15 protein-coding genes are annotated in these 17,723 nt (G+C 75.3%); 5 read left to right on the top strand and 10 right to left on the bottom strand.

Annotated elements, in window-relative coordinates; translation table 11 throughout:
* Nucleotides 1–103 precede the first annotated feature (103 nt).
* The 7 genes from ACH4B3_RS08525 to ACH4B3_RS08495 all read right to left on the bottom strand — a co-directional run bounded on the left by ACH4B3_RS08525 (nt 104) and on the right by ACH4B3_RS08495 (nt 9,318).
* Nucleotides 104–2,311 (bottom strand): 3-hydroxyacyl-CoA dehydrogenase NAD-binding domain-containing protein, encoded by a 2,208-nt coding sequence (locus ACH4B3_RS08525; protein WP_398461991.1) that lies wholly within the window; start codon nt 2,309–2,311, stop codon nt 104–106.
* A gap of 29 nt (nt 2,312–2,340) precedes the next feature.
* Nucleotides 2,341–3,555: an acetyl-CoA C-acetyltransferase gene (locus ACH4B3_RS08520; RefSeq protein ID WP_398461990.1), complete on the bottom strand. Its 1,215-nt coding sequence runs from the start codon at nt 3,553–3,555 to the stop codon at nt 2,341–2,343.
* 119 nt (nt 3,556–3,674) lie between these two features.
* Complete coding sequence (locus tag ACH4B3_RS08515; protein WP_398461989.1) at nt 3,675–4,817, bottom strand: acyl-CoA dehydrogenase family protein; 1,143 nt, start codon at nt 4,815–4,817, stop codon at nt 3,675–3,677.
* Nucleotides 4,814–5,983: a CaiB/BaiF CoA transferase family protein gene (locus ACH4B3_RS08510; protein ID WP_398461988.1), complete on the bottom strand. Its 1,170-nt coding sequence runs from the start codon at nt 5,981–5,983 to the stop codon at nt 4,814–4,816. The genes ACH4B3_RS08515 and ACH4B3_RS08510 overlap by 4 nt, the downstream gene beginning before the upstream one ends.
* Before the next feature lie 318 nt (nt 5,984–6,301).
* The gene (locus ACH4B3_RS08505) at nt 6,302–6,679 is read right to left on the bottom strand and encodes an MmcQ/YjbR family DNA-binding protein (protein WP_398461987.1); all 378 of its coding nucleotides are present in this window, start codon (nt 6,677–6,679) and stop codon (nt 6,302–6,304) included.
* 162 nt (nt 6,680–6,841) lie between these two features.
* Nucleotides 6,842–8,374, bottom strand: a complete 1,533-nt coding sequence (locus tag ACH4B3_RS08500) for a sialate:H+ symport family MFS transporter (protein ID WP_398461986.1) — start codon at nt 8,372–8,374, stop codon at nt 6,842–6,844.
* A complete protein-coding gene (locus ACH4B3_RS08495; protein ID WP_398461985.1) occupies nt 8,371–9,318 on the bottom strand; it encodes a dihydrodipicolinate synthase family protein in 948 nt (315 codons plus the stop codon). The genes ACH4B3_RS08500 and ACH4B3_RS08495 overlap by 4 nt, the downstream gene beginning before the upstream one ends.
* Nucleotides 9,319–9,569: 251 nt before the next feature.
* Between ACH4B3_RS08495 and ACH4B3_RS08490 the strand changes: the two genes are divergently transcribed.
* Entirely contained in the window at nt 9,570–10,763 is a 1,194-nt protein-coding gene (locus ACH4B3_RS08490) for a saccharopine dehydrogenase family protein (protein ID WP_398461984.1), read from the top strand.
* 173 nt (nt 10,764–10,936) lie between these two features.
* Here ACH4B3_RS08490 and ACH4B3_RS08485 read toward each other — a convergent pair whose 3' ends face one another.
* Nucleotides 10,937–11,632: an endonuclease V gene (locus ACH4B3_RS08485; protein WP_398461983.1), complete on the bottom strand. Its 696-nt coding sequence runs from the start codon at nt 11,630–11,632 to the stop codon at nt 10,937–10,939.
* 77 nt (nt 11,633–11,709) lie between these two features.
* Between ACH4B3_RS08485 and ACH4B3_RS08480 the strand changes: the two genes are divergently transcribed.
* Nucleotides 11,710–12,009: a YciI family protein gene (locus ACH4B3_RS08480; RefSeq protein ID WP_398461982.1), complete on the top strand. Its 300-nt coding sequence runs from the start codon at nt 11,710–11,712 to the stop codon at nt 12,007–12,009.
* Here the strand turns inward: ACH4B3_RS08480 and ACH4B3_RS08475 are convergent.
* Complete coding sequence (locus tag ACH4B3_RS08475) at nt 11,998–13,191, bottom strand: WD40/YVTN/BNR-like repeat-containing protein (protein WP_398461981.1); 1,194 nt, start codon at nt 13,189–13,191, stop codon at nt 11,998–12,000. The genes ACH4B3_RS08480 and ACH4B3_RS08475 overlap by 12 nt on opposite strands.
* A gap of 178 nt (nt 13,192–13,369) precedes the next feature.
* Here ACH4B3_RS08475 and ACH4B3_RS08470 point away from each other — a divergent pair, with 178 nt between their 5' ends.
* The gene (locus tag ACH4B3_RS08470; protein WP_398461980.1) at nt 13,370–13,672 is read left to right on the top strand and encodes a GNAT family N-acetyltransferase; all 303 of its coding nucleotides are present in this window, start codon (nt 13,370–13,372) and stop codon (nt 13,670–13,672) included.
* A gap of 276 nt (nt 13,673–13,948) precedes the next feature.
* The gene (locus ACH4B3_RS08465; RefSeq protein ID WP_398461979.1) at nt 13,949–14,362 is read left to right on the top strand and encodes an SsgA family sporulation/cell division regulator; all 414 of its coding nucleotides are present in this window, start codon (nt 13,949–13,951) and stop codon (nt 14,360–14,362) included.
* A gap of 164 nt (nt 14,363–14,526) precedes the next feature.
* Here the strand turns inward: ACH4B3_RS08465 and ACH4B3_RS08460 are convergent, their stop codons facing one another.
* Nucleotides 14,527–15,174 (bottom strand): hypothetical protein, encoded by a 648-nt coding sequence (locus tag ACH4B3_RS08460; RefSeq protein WP_398461978.1) that lies wholly within the window; start codon nt 15,172–15,174, stop codon nt 14,527–14,529.
* Nucleotides 15,175–15,400: 226 nt separating this feature from the next.
* Here ACH4B3_RS08460 and ACH4B3_RS08455 point away from each other — a divergent pair, with 226 nt between their 5' ends.
* Nucleotides 15,401–17,527, top strand: coding sequence for a helix-turn-helix domain-containing protein (locus ACH4B3_RS08455; RefSeq protein ID WP_398461977.1), 2,127 nt, complete (start codon nt 15,401–15,403; stop codon nt 17,525–17,527).
* Nucleotides 17,528–17,723: the final 196 nt, after the last annotated feature.

Here is a 17,723-nt window from a genome sequence, read left to right as displayed (position 1 = left end):
GGGGCGGCCGGCGGGCGGGCGTCCCGGGCCCGCGGGCCCGTGCGGCGCCGTGCGGCGTCCGTGCGCGTCCCGGCCGGGGCACGCACGGACGCGGGCGGGCACGTCAGCCGTCGCCGAAGGTCTCGCCCCGGGCGGCCTTGTCCAGCAGCAGCCGCGGCGGCGCGAACCGGTCCCCGTAGGCGGCCTGGAGCTCCTGGGCCCGGGCCACGAAACCGGGCAGGCCGGTGGGCTCCTCCCCGTCCTCGCCCCGGTATCCGTTGATGTACTGGAGCACGCCGCCGGTCCACCCCGGGAAGCCGATCCCGAGGATCGAGCCGATGTTGGCGTCGGCGACCGAGGTCAGCACCCCTTCCTCCAGCAGCCGGACGGTGTCGATCGCCTCGGCGAACAGCATCCGCTCCTGCATGTCCCGGAACGGGATCCCGGCGCCCTCGGTGGTGAAGTGCTCGCGCAGCCCCGGCCACAGCCGGGTGCGCTTGCCGGTGGCCTCGTCGTAGTCGTAGAAGCCGCCCCCGCCGCTGCGCCCGGTGCGGCCGAACTCGTCGACCATCCGGTCGATGACCGCGTCGGCCGGGTGCCCGGGCCAGCTGCCGCCCGCCTCCTCGATGGCGCGCCGGGTCTCGTCGCGGATCCTGCGCGGCAGGGTGAGGGTCAGTTCGTCCATCAGCGACAGCACCTTGGCCGGGTAGCCGGCCTGGGCCGCGGCCTGCTCGACCGAGGCCGGGTCGATGCCCTCGCCGACCATCGCCACGCCCTCGTTGATGAACTGGCCGATGACCCGGGAGGTGAAGAAGCCCCGGGAGTCGTTGACCACGATCGGGGTCTTGCGGATCTGGCGCACCAGGTCGAAGGCGCGCGCCAGCGCCTCGTCGCCGGTCCGCTCGCCCTTGATGATCTCCACCAGCGGCATCTTGTCGACCGGTGAGAAGAAGTGCAGCCCGATGAAGTCGGCGGTCCGCTGGACGCCTTCGGCGAGCACGCTGATGGGGAGGGTGGAGGTGTTGGAGCAGAGCAGCGCGTCCGGGGCGACGATGCCCTCGATCTCCTGGAACACCTTGTGCTTGAGCGCCGGGTCCTCGAAGACGGCCTCGATGACCGCGTCGCAGCCGGCCAGGTCCTGCGGGTCGGCGGTCGGGGTGATCCGGGCCAGCAGCTCGTCCCGCGCGGCCTCGGTGGTGCGGCCCTTGGCCACCGCCTTGGCCAGGAGTCCCTCGGAGTACGCCTTGCCCCTGGCCGCCGCCTCGGCGGACACGTCCTTCAGCACGACCTCGATACCTGCCCGGGCGCAGGAGTAGGCGATGCCGGCGCCCATCATGCCCGCGCCGAGCACGGCGACCCTGCGGACCTGGCGCGGCTCCACGCCCTCGGGGCGGCTCCGGCCCGCGTTGACCGCCTGCAGGTCGAAGAAGAACGCCTGGATCATGTTCTTCGCGGTCTGGCCGGTGACCAGCTCGGTGAAGTAGCGGGCCTCGATGGTCTGCGCGGTCTCGAAGTCGACCTGGGTGCTCTCCACCGCGGCGGCCATGATGTTGCGCGGCGCCGGATAAGGGGCTCCGGCCAGCTGCTTGCGCAGGTTGGCCGGGAACGCCGGGAGGTTGGCGGCGAACTTGGGGTGCGCGGGCGTGCCGCCGGGGATCTTGTACCCCGGCACGTCCCAGGGCTGCTGGGACTCGGGGTGCTCGTCGATGAAGGCCCGGGCCCGGGCCAGCATCTCCTCCCCGGTGGCGGCCACCTCGTGCACCAGCCCCTCGGCCTGCGCCCGCCTCGGGTTGTACTGCCGGCCCTGCAGGAGGACCTTGAGCAGCGCGTCGGTGATGCCGAGCAGCCGGACGGTGCGGACCACGCCGCCCCCGGCCGGCAGCAGGCCCAGGGTCACCTCGGGCAGTCCGATCTTGGAGCCGGGGGCGTCCAGCGCGATCCGGTGGTGGCAGGCGAGGGCGATCTCGTAACCGCCGCCGAGGGCCGCGCCGTTGATGGCGGCCACCACCGGCTTGCCCAGGGTCTCCAGGCGGCGCAGGTCGCGCTTGACGGCCATGCCCTTGTCGAAGGCGAGCTGGGCCTGGCCGGGGCCGATCCGGATCATGTCGCGCAGGTCGCCACCGGCGAAGAAGGTCTTCTTGGCGGAGGTGACGATGATGCCGCGGATGCTGTCCCGTTCGGCCTCCGCCCGGTCGGCGACGGCCTCCAGGGAGGACATGAAGGCGGCGTTCATGGTGTTGGCGGACTGCTCGGGGTCGTCCAGGACGAGGGTGACGATTCCGGTCTCGTCCTGTTCCCAGCGGATGGTCGACGCTGCGGGGGTCTCGCTCATGTTCTGCTGCTCCGTAAGGGAAGGGACGGTCAGAGACGTTCGATGACGGTGGCGGCGCCCATGCCACCGCCGACGCACAGGGTCACCAGGCCGTACCGCTTGTCCTGGCGCTCGAGTTCGTCGATGAGCGTGCCGAGGATCATCGCGCCGGTGGCGCCCAGCGGGTGGCCCATGGCGATGGCGCCGCCGTTCACGTTGATCTTGTCCAGGCTCAGGCCCATGTCGTCGGCGAAGCGCAGCACCACGGCGGCGAACGCCTCGTTGATCTCCACCAGGTCGATGTCGTCGATGGTCAGCCCGGCCTTGGCGAGCGCCTTGCGGGAGGCGGGGGCGGGGCCGGTGAGCATGATGGTGGGGTCCGCGCCGGAGACCGCGGCGGAGAGGATCCGGGCCCGAGGGGTCAGGCCGAAGCGCTCGCCGACCCCGGCGTTGCCGATGGCGACCAGCGCGGCGCCGTCCACCAGCCCGGAGGAGTTGCCGGCGTGGTGCACATGGTCGATGGCCTCCACCCAGTGGTACTTCTGCAGCGCCACGGCGTCGAAGCCGCCGGCGTCCCCGATGGTGGCGAACGAGGGCTTGAGGCCGGCCAGGGTCTCGGCGGTGGTGCCGGGGCGGACGTGCTCGTCCCGGTCGAGGACGACCAGGCCGTTGCGGTCGCGGACCGGGACGACGGAGCGGTCGAAGCGCCCGTCCTTCCACGCCTCGGCGGCGCGCTCCTGGGAGAGCGCGGCGAAGCTGTCGACGTCGGCCCGGGAGTAGCCGCCGATGGTGGCGATCAGGTCGGCGCCGATGCCCTGCGGTACGAACCCGGTCTCGTAGGCGGTCATCGGGTCGGCGAACCAGGCGCCGCCGTCGGAGCCCATCCGCACCCGCGACATCGATTCGACGCCGCCCGCCAGCACCAGGTCCTCCCAGCCGGAACGGACCTTGGCGGCGGCCAGGTTGACCGCTTCCAGGCCGGAGGCGCAGAAGCGGTTCTCCTGCACCCCGGCCACGGTGTCCGGGAGTCCGGCGGCGATCGCGGCGATCTTGGCGATGTCCGAGCCCTGGTCCCCGATGGGGCTGACGACGCCGAGCACGATGTCGTCGATGGCGGCCGGGTCCAGCGAGGGGAACCGGCGGCGCAGTTCGTCGATGAGGCCCACGACGAGGTCGATGGGCTTGGTGCCGTGCAGGGAGCCATTGGCCTTGCCGCGCCCGCGCGGGGTGCGGATGGCGTCGTAGACGTACGCTTCGGTGGTCACGGTGAGCCTTTCACGAACGGGGCAACGGGGTCGGCAGCGCGGCACGGGGCCGAGGGCCGCGCTTGAGGGTGGTGGTGGGCGACTGTCTGGGGCCGGCCCGGAGGGCCGCGGCGGGAGGGTCAGGCGAGCAGCGAGCGGCCGATGATCTCCTTCATGATCTCGGTGGTGCCGCCGTAGATGGTCTGGATACGGCCGTCGGTGAAGGCCTTGGCGATGGGGTACTCGGTCATGTAGCCGTAGCCGCCGTGCAGCTGGAGGCAGCGGTCGGTGACCCGCTTCTGCAGTTCGGTCGCCCACCACTTGGCCATCGAGGCGTGCACCGCGTCCAGGCCGCCCGACCCGTGCTCGGTGATGCAGCGGTCGACGAAGGTGCGGGTCACGGCGCACTCGGTGGCCATCTCGGCGATCTCGAACCGGATGTGCTGGAGCTTCGCCAGCGGCCGGCCGAACGCCTCGCGCTCCTTGACGTAGCCGGTGGTGATGTCCAGCAGGTGCTCGGCCACCGCGACCGCGAGGGTGGCGATGGACAGCCGCTCCTGGGCGAGGTTGTTCATCAGGTGGATGAAGCCGCCGTGCAGGTCGCCGAGGAGGTTCTCCTTGGGCACCCGGACGTCGTGGAAGAACAGCTCGGCGGTGTCCTGGGCCTTCATCCCGATCTTGTCCAGGTTCCGGCCGCGTTCGAAGCCGTCCATCCCGCGCTCGACGACGAGCAGGCTGGTGCCGTGCGCGCCGCCCTCGGGGGTGGTCTTGGCCACCACGATCACCAGGTCGGCGAGGATCCCGTTGGAGATGAAGGTCTTGGCGCCGTTGAGCAGCCAGTGGTCCCCCTGGTCCACGGCGTGGGTACGGATGCCCTGGAGGTCGGAGCCCGCGCCCGGCTCGGTCATGGCGATCGCGGTGATGATCTCGCCGGAACAGAACCCGGGCAGCCAGCGGCGCTTCTGCTCCTCGGTGGCGAGCGAGGTGAGGTAGGGGCCGATCACGTCGTTGTGCAGCGGGATGGCCAGGCCGGAGGCGCCCGCTTTGGCGAACTCCTCGGCTATCACCGCGTTGTACCGGAAGTCGTCGACCCCGCCGCCGCCGTACTCCTCGGGCACGCCGGGGCCGAGCAGGCCCTGGCGGCCCGCCGCGAGCCAGGCCGAGCGGTCCACCACCCCCTGGTCCTCCCACCGGTCGTGGTGCGGCAGCACCTCCTTGGCCAGGAAGGTGCGGACGGTCTCGCGGAACGCCTCGTGCTCGGCGGTGAAGAGGTCGCGCCTCATCGCTCGGTCTCCGTCTCGGTTGAGGGCTCGGGGTCGGTCTCGGTGGCGGTGGGCAGCCCCGGCACGTCCCAGTCGGCGGCCACCTCGGCGGCGTCCGCGCCGGGCCGGGCCGGGGACCGGCGCACCCCGGTGGGGGTGGCGCTGAAGCGGGGGGCCGGGGCGGGCTGGGTGATGCCGGCGTGCTCGACGAAGGTGCCGCGGGCGGCCAGGTGCGGGTGGCCGGGGGCCTCCCGCAGCGACAGCACCGGGGCCACGCAGGCGTCCGATCCCTGGAACACCTCGGTCCACTCGTCCCGGGTGCGCTCGGCGAAGCGGGCGGCGACGGCGGCGCGCAGTTCGTCCCAGCGGTCGAAGTCCTCGCGGCCGGGGACCCGGTCGGCCAGCCCCAGCAGCCGGATGAACTCGGCGTAGAACTTGCGTTCCAGTGCTCCGACGGCCATGTAACCGCCGTCGGCGGTCCGGTAGCTGCCGTAGAACGGGGCGCCCCCGTCCAGCAGGTTGGCGCCGCGCCGGTCCTGCCAGCCGCCGGCCGCCATCATTCCGTGGATCATGGACGTGAGATGGGCCGTGCCGTCGACGATCGCGGCGTCGACGACCTGGCCGGTGCCGGTGGCGCGGGCGTGGTGCAGGGCCGCGAGGACGCCGATGACCAGGTAGAGCGAGCCGCCCGCGTAGTCGCCGAGGAGGTTGGCGGGCAGCGCGGGCGGCTCGTCCGCGGAGGCGCCGATCATGGACAGCGCGCCGGTGATCGCGATGTAGCCGATGTCGTGCCCGGCGGTGTCGGCGAGCGGGCCGTCCTGGCCCCAGCCGGTCATCCGGGCGTAGACCAGGGCCGGATTGCGTTCCCGGCACTCCCGCGGGCCCACCCCGAGCCGCTCGGCGACCCCGGGCCGGTTCCCCTCGATCAGGACGTCGGCCCGTTCGACGAGGTCCAGTACGGCGGCCGGACCGGTGGGGGCCTTCAGATCGATCAGGACCGAGCGCTTGTTGCGGTTGGTGATGTCGCGGTCCGGGTCCATCCGCAGCCCGGGCCCGCCGGGCCGGTCGATCCGTACGACGTCGGCTCCGAGGTCGGCCAGGAGCATCGCGGCGAACGGGCCCGGGCCGATGCCCGCCAGCTCCACCACGCGCACCCCGGCCAGCGGGCCCTGCCCTGTCGCCGTCATCCAGCCCCCAAGCTTGTGACACTAACGCTGTAACACCGCTGATGCTAAGAACACGTTCCACTCAGCACAAGCCCCCGGAGGGGGTTGGCGAGGGCGCGGCGGGGCGGCGGCGCACCGCCGGCCGCTCCCCGTCGGCGGGCGGGCGGCGCCCGGGCGCCGCCGGGCAGGCGGCAGCGGCCGGGCGGCGTACCCGTACGGGCCCGGCGGTGGACGGGAGTGAAGGGGCCGAGGAGCACCCGAAAGGCCGGAGGGGCCTGGCGGGAGGCGACGGAGGGGAGAAGGGAAGAGGGGCGCGGGAGGGTGCGGCCCGCGGCGGCGTCAGTCCGCGTCGAGCCGGGCGGTCAGCCGCTTGGGGGCGATCACCCGGTAGCTCTCCTCGACCCAGTCGCACAGCAGGTCGGCGGGGGGCGCGCCGTCACCGAGCGGCACCGACACCCAGCCGGCCCGTCCCAGCCCGTATCCGGTGGGGCGGGCGCCCGGGGCGGCCATGGCGTGCGCGTGGGCCTCGGGGTGGGTCAGTTTCACCGTGATGCCGGGCGGCTCGGTCCCCTCCTCGGCGCCGAGGAAGACGAAGATCTTCTTGTTGACCTTGATCACGCTCTGGCCCCAGGGGAACTCCTCCACGGCGCCGGGCAGGCTCAGCGCGAAAGCGCGCACCCGCTCCCGCACGGCGAGCGGATCTGCTGTCGGGGCCATCGGTCCTCCGTGCGCGTTCGAAGCCGGGTGCACCGGTCGGGGCCGGGGCTCCCGGGCACCGGTCGGGCTCCACGCTATCCCCGCCCGCGGTCCGTCTCCAGCCCCGGCGTCAGCCGGGTGCACCGGGTCGGGCCGGGCTCCCGGCACCGGTCCGGCTCCTCGCTATCCCCCGCCCGCGGCCCGCCTCCAGCCCCGGCGGGAGCGCTCCCGGGCCACCGGCCCCGGCCCGTCCCGCGGCCGCTCGGGGGCCAGGTGGTCGGCCACCGCCGAGCCCTCCGCCAGCCGCGCCAGCCGCCGCGGCACGTCCGCCCCGACCAGCACGATCACCACCAGGGTGAGCGCGAAGGTGAGCACCGCGAGGGCCTGCCCCAGCGGCATGCCCTCGGCGAGTTCGGCACCGAGCACCGGCGCGACCGCGCCGCCCAGCGCCCCGGTGTTGTAGACGAAGCCGAGCGACGCGGCCCGGTTCGCCACCGGGAAGTGCCCGGCGATGTACCGGGGCAGGATGCCGGAGATGCCCTGGCTCAGGGCGAGCAGGAAGAACAGCAGCACACCGAGCCCGACCAGGGAGTCCTGCACCAGGAAGACGGGGAAGACGAACACCAGGGAGGCGGCCAGGGTCGCCGCGTAGGCGCGGCGGGTGCCGAACCGGTCGCCGGTGAATCCGGCCAGCCAGCAGCCGGCCATGGTGCCGAACCCGGCGTAGAACATCACGTCCGCGACCTGCGCGGGCGCGTAGCCCAGCTCGGTCTTCAGGTAGGTGGGCAGCAGCGCCTGGATCGGCCAGCTGTAGAGGAACGCGCAGAACACGGTGCACATCAGCGCCGCGTACAGCACCCAGCCGCGGCGGCCGCCGAGCCGGGCGGCGAAGACGAACAGGGCGCCGGCGGCGACCAGCGACAGCGGCCACCGCAGCCCCTCCCCCACCGGGGTGAACACACCGAACAGCGCGGCGCTCGCGGCCACCGCCAGCCCGGTGTCGGTCCAGGCGCGGGCCCGCCCGCCGGACGGCGGCCGCGCGGCCCCGGCGGCCGGGGCCCGGCGGCCGCCCGCCTCGGCGCTCCACTCCTCGGCCTCCGGCAGCGCGCGCCGCACCCAGAGCGCGACCAGCACCGGGGCGACGCCTATCCAGAACATCCAGCGCCAGCCCCAGTTCGGCACCACCCACTTGTAGAGTTCGGCCGCCAGGATCGTCCCGCCCGCGTAACCGGAGATCAGGAAACCGGAGGCGCGGTTGCGCAGCCGGGCCGGCCAGCTCTCCAGCACGTAGGTGGCGCTGGCGCTGTACTCCCCGGCCATCCCCATGCCGACCACCAGCCGGGCCGCGAAGAGGCTGGTGTGGTCCCACGCGAAGCCGCAGGCGAAGGTGCCGAGCGAGTACAGCAGGATGCTGGCGATCATCGCGGCCTTGCGCCCGTACCGGTCGCCCATGGCGCCCAGCAGCGCCCCGCCCAGCCAGCGGGTGACGAAGGCTCCGGAGACCAGGCTCGCCGCCGCGGCCGTACCGAGCCGGAACTCGTCGGCGATCTCGGTGAGCACCAGGGTGATGAGGACGAAGTCGAAGCCGTCCAGCAGGTAGCCCACCCAGGCGGCGAACATCGCCTTCCACTGCCGGCCGGACAGCTCGCGGTACCAGCGGACCGGCGCGTCCGGGCCGGGCGCCGCCGGTCCGGCGCCCCGTCGCGCCGAGGTCATGCCGGCAGCCCGGCCTCGCGCAGGAGTTCCCGCACCGCGGTCCGCGCGGCCTCGCCGAGCGGGACCTGGGGAGCCGCGGTGGCCGGGCAGTCGATGACCCCGAGCAGGTGGAGCGCGAGTTTGAAGCCGCCCAGCGCCGAGGAGCTGCCGCCCATCACGGCCGGGTCACCGGTCCCGGTGATGGCGAACAGGGCGGCGAGCCGGTCCTGCTCGGCGGCGGCCTCGCGCCAGCGTCCGGCCCGGGCGTGGCGGTACAGCCGCACATAGCCCTCCGGGTCGACGTTGCCCAGGCCCGGCACCACCCCGTGCACGCCCGCCAGCAGGGCTCCGTCGGCGGCGAGTTCGGAGCCGGTGAGCACGGTGAACGAGCCGTCCAGCCCGCGGCGGCGGAGGGCGACGAGCAGGCGGCGCAGCGCCCCGTCGTCGCCGCTGCTGTCCTTCAGTCCGGCCAGGGTGCCGTCCTGGGCCGCCGCGAGCAGCACCTCCGGGGTGAGCTTGGTGTGCACCGAGGCGGGCATGTCGTAGGCGAACAGGGGCAGGTCGACCGCCTCGCGGATGCGCCGGAAGTGGTCGGCGATCTCCGCCGGATGGGTGCGGGTGTAGAAGGGGGCGGTGGCCACCAGCGCGTCGGCGCCCGCCTCGGCGGCGGCGCGGGCGTGGTCCAGCACCCGGGCGGTGGTCATGTCGATGGCCCCGGCGAGCACCGGCACCCGGTCCCCGGCCGCCTGCCGGACCGTCGCCAGTACGGTGCGCCGCCGGGCGTCGTCGAGGTAGGCGGCCTCGCCGCTGGAGCCCAGGGCGAACACCCCGCCGGCGCCGGCGGCGATCACCCGTTCCACGAGCGCGGCCAGCGACCCGGTGTCGACGTCGCCGGCCGGGGTGAGCGGGGTGCACAGGGGCGGTACGACACCGGAGAGCGGAACCGGGAGGCGGGTCGGGGGCATCGGGGTCCAGCTTTCTGACGGGGTGCGGGGGACGGGCGGCCAGGGCTCCGTTCGGCGACGGCAGGGACGGGCGATCACGATCACACCAAATGGGACATAGGACATCCCATGTCTGGCGAAATGTCTCCCAGGGCGGACAGCGTGTCAAGAGGGCGGGGCGGCCCGGCCGGCGGCCCCGCCGCGCTCGCCGCGGCGCCCGCTGCCGTAGGGTGACGCGCACCCCGTCGGCGATCCCGCGAGAGGACCGGTCCATGCGGCGCAGTGACGACAGGACACAACGGACCCATGACGTCGTGCTGTTCGGCGCTACGGGCTTCGCGGGCACGCTGACCGCGGAGTACCTGGCCGAGCACGCCCCGGCCGAGGTGCGCTGGGCGCTGGCGGGCCGCGACCAGGAGAAACTGAAGCGGCTGCGGGACCGGCTGGCCCGGCGCCACCCCCGGCTGGCGGAACTCCCGCTGCTGCACGCGGACTCCACCGACCCGGCGTCGCTGCGGGCGGTCGCCGCCGACAGCCGGGTCGTCGCCACCACCGTGGGCCCGTACCTGCGGTACGGCGAGCCGCTGGTGGCCGCCTGCGCCGAGGCGGGGACCGACTACGTCGACCTGACCGGCGAGCCGGAGTTCGTGGACCTGATGTACCTGCGGCACCACGCGCTCGCCCGGGAGACCGGCGCCCGCATCGTGCACGCCTGCGGCTTCGACTCGGTACCGCACGACCTCGGGGTGCACTACACCGTCGGCCTGCTGCCGGAGGGGGTCCCGCTGCGCGTCCAGGGCTTCGTCCGCACCAACGGCACCTTCTCCGGCGGGACCTTCGCCTCCGTGCTGCACGCGATGTCCCGGCCGGTGAGCATGGTCCGCACCGCCAAGGCGCGCCGCCGCAGCGAGCCCTGGCCCGCCGACCGGACCGTGCGGGGCACCGCGGGCACCCTGCACCGGCGCCGCGACCTGGGCGCCTGGGCGGTGCCGCTGCCCACCGTCGACCCGCAGATCGTCGCCCGGTCCGCCGCCGCCGACGACCGGTACGGCCCCGACTTCCACTACGCCCACCACGCGGTGGTCAAACGACTGCCCGTGGTGGCGGGCGGGGCGGCGGGGCTCGGCGCGCTGTTCGCGCTCGCCCAGGTGCCCTGGGCCCGCAACTGGCTGTCCGGGCGGCTGATGCCCGGCGAGGGGCCGGACGAGGCGCGGCGCGCGGGCAGCTGGTTCGCGGTGCGGTTCTCCGGCGAGGGCGGCGGCCGGCGCGTGGTCACCGAGGTCTCCGGCGGGGACCCCGGCTACGACGAGACCGCGAAGATGCTCGCCGAGTCGGCGCTCTGCCTGGCCTTCGACGACCTGCCCGAGACCGCGGGACAGGTGACCACCGCCACCGCGATGGGCGACGCGCTGACCGGGCGCCTGGTGCGCGCCGGCATCACCTTCCGCACCGTGGCCGAGCGCTGACGCCGGACCGCCGCCGCACGCCGATGCGGGACCGACCGCCGGGCACTGACCCGGGACTGACCGCCGGGCGCCGAGGCGCGCCGGCGCGCCCACCGCGGACCGGGCCGCCGAGCCCCGGCCGGCGCCGGGCCGGGCACCGGGCCCGGCACGCTCCGGGCCGGACGCCCCTGGGGTCAGCTCGCCCGCAGGGCCTGGCGGCAGAGCGCGTCGGCCCGCCGGGTGGTCTCCGGCAGCCGGTAGTCCCGGGCCAGCCACAGGGTGTGCGCACAGGCGTCCGGCAGGCCCACCCGGTGGCCGACGGAGACGAAGACCGGTTTGACCCCGTCCCGGGTGCGCAGCGCCCGGCCCACCTCCTCGTCCCCGTCCAGCAGCGGGGCCCAGTCGCCGCGCCGGGGTCCGGGCGCGTCGAAGCGGAAGGTGAACGGGTTCTTCGCGACGCCGATGGTGGCCAGTCCGGTGAGCACCCCCAGGTGGCTGGCGAGCCCGAAGCGGCGCGGGTGGGCGATGCCGTACCCATCGCAGACGACCAGGTCGGGCGTGTGGCGCAGCCGTTCCAGCGCCTCCAGCACGGCGGGGATCTCACGGAACGCCAGCAGCCCGGGGACGTAGGGGAAGGCGACCCGGCCGACCGCGGTGGCGGTCTCGACGACCTCCAGGGTCCGGCCGTCCAGCGCGACCGCGGCGGCGGCGACCAGGTCCCGGTCGTCGTCGTAGGCCACGTCGACGCCGACCACGGTGCCGTCGGCCGGGACGGGGCCGCACCCGTCCCGCTCGACCAGGCCGCGCAGCCGGTCCTGGACGGCGACGGCCTCGGCCTCGGTGGCCGGCCAGTCCTCGGGCCGCCGGAGCGCGGCAGGGTGTTCGATCATGGTGCGGCCCACGGTACTCGCCCGGCACCCGAACGGCCCATCCGCGCCGGCCGTTCAGCGGGGCGTACTGTGCTCACATGTTCATCCTGGAATTGAGCTACACCGCCCCGCTGGAGCGGGTCGACGCCGCCCTCGAAGCCCATGTCGCCTGGCTCGACGAGCAGTACGCGGCCGGACACTTCATCGCGTCCGGCCGCAAGGAGCCCCGGGACGGCGGGGTGATCATCGCGGTGGCCGAGGACCGCGCCGCGATCGAGCGGATCACGGAGGCCGACCCGTTCGTCGTGGCGGGCGTCTGCGCGTACCGGATCGTGCAGTTCACGGCCACCAAGACCGCCCCCGACCTGGCCGCGTACCGCGAGACGCTACCGGTCTGAGGGCTCCAGCCGCGCCACCCGGCCCCGCTCGCCGGCGGCCCAGCAGCCCCGGTCCGGCGCACAGTCCACGGTGTCGTACGAGCCGTCGTCGAAGGGCCGCCAGCTCCGCCCGCCGTCGGTGGTCACATCGGTGCCGGTGGGGCCGACGGCCAGGGCGGTGCTCCGGCCGTACGGCAGCCAGCTGACGCCCGACCGGTAGGCCGGCGGCGACTGGGCGGCGGCCGTCCAGCGGGCCCCGGCGTCGGAGCTGACCGCCGCGGCGTCCGGCGAGGGCTGCCCGGCCCGGTAGTCGCCGCCCACCGCGATGCCGCGCCGGTGGTCGCGGAAGGCGAGCGCGAACACCCCTCGCGCCGGGTCGCCCGCCGGAATGGTGCTGGTGGCCACCGTCCAGGTGCGGCCCCGGTCGGCGGAGTGCAGCACCCGGGCGGTGGCGGCGCCGCCGGTGGCGATCCAGGCGTGCCGTCCGCCGGAGCTGACCAGGCACTGACCGCTGGCGGCGAAGGCCGCCTCCCCCGGCTGGGCGGCGGGCATCCCGTCCGAGGGCAGCACCCGCCAGCTGCGGCCGCCGTCCCGGGTGGACAGGATGCGGTACCGGCCGTCCACCGGGTCGCTCAGCGCGATGCCGCTGCGGCGGTCGAAGAAGGTCATGCAGTCGTAGAACGCCCGCGGGTCGGCGTTACGGAAGGTCTCCGTCCAGGTCGCGCCACCGTCGTCGGTGCGCAGCACCCGGGACGCCTCCCCCTCGCCGATGGCGAGGACCACGGCCCGCCGGGCGTCGAACGCCTCCACGTCCCGGAACTCCAGTTCCCCGGCGCCGGGCGGCGAGACGTCCCGCCAGCTGCGGCCGCCGTCCACGGTGCGCAGTACGGTGCCGCCCGAGCCGGCCAGCCAGGCGGTGGAGCGGCTGACCGCGGCCAGCCCCCGGAACCGCGCCTGGCTGCCGCTGGTCTTGGGCGCCCAGTCCAGACCGCCGACCGCGGCCGCCCGGTCCTCGCCCCGCGGCGCCTCCGGCCGGGTCTGCTGTCCGGGCCCGGGGGTGCCCGCACCGGCCGGGACCGCGAGGACCACGGTCAGCGCCGCTCCCAGCAGTGCGGCGGACCACCCCCGCACCGTCCCGGCCCGCGCCCCGGCCCCGGTCCCCCGCGGCTTACGCCCCGGCTGCGCCACGCCCCTCGTCCCCATCCCCTGGCCCCTTCTGCCCCTGTGGCCCCGGGGCCCTCGTCGGCCCCTTGCGGCTCATCGGCCTGGAAGCTAGCCCATCGGCCCGCCGCCGTCCATGGATCCGGCCGGGACCGGCCGCCGAATCGCGACGACGTTCCGGGGTTCCTATGGTGGGCAGGGGGAGCGAGGAGCCTGCCGCATGACACTCATGGTCAGCGATGCACCCAAGGCACAGCGTTTCGAGGCCCGCGTCGACGGGGTTCTCGCCGGGTTCGCCCGGTACATCCGCACCCCCGAACTGATCGCCTTCGTCCATACGGAGGTGGAGCCCGCCTTCGAAGGCCAGGGCATCGGTTCGGCCCTCGCCCGCTCCGCGCTGGACGACGCCCGGGCCCACCGGCTGGAGGTCCTGGCGGTCTGCCCGTTCATCTCCGGGTGGATGGCGCGCCACCCCGACTATCTGAGCCTCGCGTACAAGAACCGCAGCCGGGTCACGGACTGAGCACGACCGGGCACCGTGCGCACGGGAGCGGCGCGGCGACGGCCGTCGTCCTCGCCGGGCGGAGGCGCCCGGGGCGGCGGTGGGAGCGCCGGACCGGAGACGCAACCCGCGTAGCGGCGCCGGGCGGGCGGGATTTTACCGGCCCATATCCACCCCACCCGGGCGCAGTGACGTATGTCACGTCTCCTTCGGGTGCACGGCCGTGCCGACCGGGGCGTCTAACCGGGCGAAGAGAGGCAAGGATCCGCACCGATCAGATCGCAAAGGGAGCCGGCGATGTCCACCGTCATCGACCAAGCCGTCCAGGCCCGCCTCATCGCGTCCACCCCTCAGGCGCGTGCCATCCCGGCGAGCCTGCGCTACGCCCGGAGCGATCCGTTCGCCGTCCGTGTCTCCTTCCCCCCGGTGGCGTCCCTGGACGGTTCCGAGGTCGAGTGGACCTTCGGCAGGGAACTGCTCGCGGCGGGGCTGCGGGGCCCGGCCGGCCACGGCGACGTCCATGTGTGGCCGTGCGGCCGGGAGCGGACGGTCCTGGAGTTCCACGCCCCGGAGGGGGTGGCCATGGTGCAGTTCGACACCAGGGACCTGCGGCGCCTGCTGGAGCGCTCCTACGAACTGGTCGCCGAGGGCGACGAAGGCCGTCATCTCGATCTCGACGTGGACCTGGCGGCACTGCTCCGGGACGTATGAGCGGCGCCGGGCCGCGGCGGCACCGCGGCCCCGGGCCGGCGGCGGGGGCCCGGCACCACACCGCCGGGGGCGGGCACGCCCCCCGTACACGTGCCCGCCCCGCGGCCGGCGGCACCGGGCGGCGGCCCGCCGCCCGGCATCCGGCACCCGGCCGCCCCCCGTCATCACTGGTAGAGCTTGACCACCGCGGTCTTGGTGGTGTTCTTGAAGGCCGTCACCGGCGCGTGGCTGAAGTTGCCCATCTCGCCCCAGTTGACGATGGTGACGGTCCGGTCGTCCCGGCCGACCCCGAACAGGTGGATGCCGGGCTCCGACTCGGGATACGAGGTGTGCACCCCGTACACGTGGGCGCCGTCCTCGGCCTGCACCGTGCCGTAGTCGCGCCAGGAGGCGGTGCCGCCCGGGTACTGCTGCTGCCAGTCGGCGGCACACTCGCGGATCCTGCGTTCGGCGGTGGCGGCCAGCTTCCTGGCCGCGTCGGCGCTGCCGGTCCGGACCACGATCTGGGAGGCCCCGGTGTCGTACTCGGTCCAGTACAGGCGGTGCGAGGAGCCCGTGGTGGGCAGCGCGTTCTCCAGGCAGAACGGAGCCTCCGGCAGCCCCTTGAGGACGTCGCCGGTGTACCAGTCGGAACTGGCGTGCGGCGGCAGCTCCTTGGGCACCAGGAACGCCGGTGCGGTGGCGGCCCGGGCGGGCTTCGGCTGCTTGGCTCCGGCGTGCGCGGTGCCGGTCGTGGCGACGGCCGCTCCGGCGGCCAGGGCCAGGGTGACCGCGACGCCGGCGGCGCGGGCCGAGAACTCGGACATGTGCATGGGTGGTTCCCCGTCTCTCCGTCCGCCGCAGTGGTCGCGGCGGTACGACCACCAGCCTGGGCAGCCGGGTCGGGGCGCGGCAACAACAGCGCCGGCATACGGGACGCTGGAACGGCCGCACAGGCTCTGACGTGGGAAGACAACCAAACCCTGGAACGGTGGCGTGGGACGCGGGACGCTGTTGCGGGGGCAGGAATCGACGAGTTGGGGACGTGGGGGTGGCTCCGTGGGGAGCGGAGAGGTCGAGCGGTTCGCGGAGTGTCTGCGCGAACTGAAGGAGCGTTCGGGGCGCAGTTACGGCGTACTGGCCAAGCGGTTGCACATGTCGACGTCGACACTGCACCGCTACTGCAGCGGTGAGGCGGTACCCACCGAGTACGCCCGGGTGGAGCGGCTGGCCCGGCTGTGCGGGGCGGGCCCCGAGGAACTGGTCCGGCTGCACCGCTACTGGCTGCTGGCGGACGCCGTCCGCCGCACCGGGCCGGGCCGCACGGGCCCGCCGGCCGGACCGGCCACCGGCGGCACCCGCGGCACCGGCACACGGGGCCGCGGCGGCACGGCCGGACCGGGACCGGACGGCACAGACCCGGTCGGCACGAGCGCGAACGCCCTGGGTCCGGACGCCACGGGTCCGGACGACCCGGGCGCGGACCGCACGAGCCGGGACGGCACGGGCCCGGACGCCACGGGCCCGGGGCGGGAGGAAACGGACGACGGGGTCGCGGACGGCGGGGTCGCGGACGGCGAGCGCGACCGGACACTCCGGACGGGACGTCAGCGGGCCGGGAGGCACAGCCGCGACGGCGGAACCGGAGGCGGGAACGGCGGAACCGGGGACCGAAACGGCGGAACCGGAGGCGGGAACGGCGGAACCGGGGACCGAAACGGCCACACCGGAGGCCGGGACGGCGGCCCACCCCACCCCGGCACCGGTACGGCCCCGGACCACCGGGCCGGAGACCCCACGACCGCGGCCGGCACCGCCGGGGCCGGGGCGCCAGGGGACACCACCGCCGGGGCGGGGCGGGCCGGGCGGCCCGCCGGGGGCGACACTCCACACGGCACCGCCGGGGGCGACACTGCGCACGGCACCGCCGGCGGCCCGGCGGGAACCCGTGCCGAAGGCAGCGCTCCGGTGGCGTTACCCGGCGCGGAGCCGCCCGGCGCCGCGGCGGAGCGGCCGCGCCCCGGGGACTCCCCGGAGTCGGCGGACGCCCGGGAGTCGGCGGACGCACCGGAGTCCTCGGACGCGCCGGTCCGGGCCGCCCCTCGGTCCGGCCGCGCGCACCGGCCCGGAGCGGGTTCGGACCGTCCGGGCCCGGCCGGGAGCCGCCCCGGCCCGCTGGCCGCGGCGGTCTTCGCGGCCCGCGGGGCGGCCCGCCGGGGCAGGCTGCCGTGGGCGCTGATGGTGGGCGCGGCGGCCGCCCTCGTGCTCGCGGTCACCGCGGCCGAGGTGCGGCCGCACTCCGGGGACGGCCGGGCGGACACCGCGGCCGAGCCCGGGCCACCCCGACCCGCCGGGTCCGGCTCCCCGGCGCCCGGGCCGGACGATCGCGCCTCCGCCGGCCCCCGGTCCGGCGAGCGGGGTTCGACCGAGCGGCCGGAGCCGGAGGCGGAACCCCGGGCGAAGGGGCGGCGGGGCGGCGCCCCGACGCCGTCCGGCACCGGCGCCGGGCAGCAGTCCGGCGGTGCCTCCGGCGGCTCGCCGGGGTCCGGCCGGCCGGCGGGCACCGGCACCCCCCTCACCCTCACCACCCGCTCGCACGTCTGGGAGAACGGCTGCGACCACCGCTATCTGATCGACCGTCCGGCCGCCCGGGTGGCCCCGCCGCCGGTGGAGCAGGACGCCGCGCCCTGGGCGGCGGCGCACGGCGCGGTGCACGGCGGGACGACCAATGTGGAGGTGACGGTGAAGGGCCGCAGCTCCTCGGCGGTGGTCCTGCAGGACCTGCATGTGCGGGTGGTGGAGCGGCGCGCACCGCTGCCCTGGTCCTCGTTCGCGATGGAGAACGGCTGCGGCGGCGCGCTGACCCCGAGCGCGTTCGCGGTGAATCTGGACGCGGACCGGCCGCTGGCCCGGCCCACCGACGGCTTCGACGGCGAGCACACCGTGCCCGCCGTCCGGCTCCCGTACCGGGTCTCCGACTCCGATCCGGAGGTGCTGCTGGTCAACGCCCGGACCGCCGGCTGCGACTGCGACTGGTACCTGGAGCTCGACTGGACCAGCGGCGACCGCAGCGGCACGGTGCGGATCGACGACAACGGCCGGCCGTTCCGGACCAGCGGCATCGAGGGCCGTCCGGCGTACGGCTACGCGCTGGACCAGCGGACCTGGCTGGCCGAGACCCGCTGACACGGTGGGCGGGCGGCCCGCGACGAGGGCCGCCCCTCCGGCGCGCCTTCGCCGGGCCCGGCCGCACCGGCCGGTGCCGCGCCGGCTCCGTCACGACGTGGCCGGTGCCCCGCCGGCTCCGTCCCGACCGGCGGACGCCTGGCCGGGGGCGGGGCCGTCGGACGCCTGGCCGGGTCCGGCCGCACCGGCGGGTCCG

It is taken from the genome of Streptomyces sp. NPDC018031 (assembly GCF_044327625.1).
In the GTDB taxonomy this organism is placed as follows: Bacteria; Actinomycetota; Actinomycetes; order Streptomycetales; family Streptomycetaceae; genus Streptomyces.
Note: the sequence above shows the minus strand (reverse complement) of the source record. Positions and strands in the feature narration are given on the sequence as shown.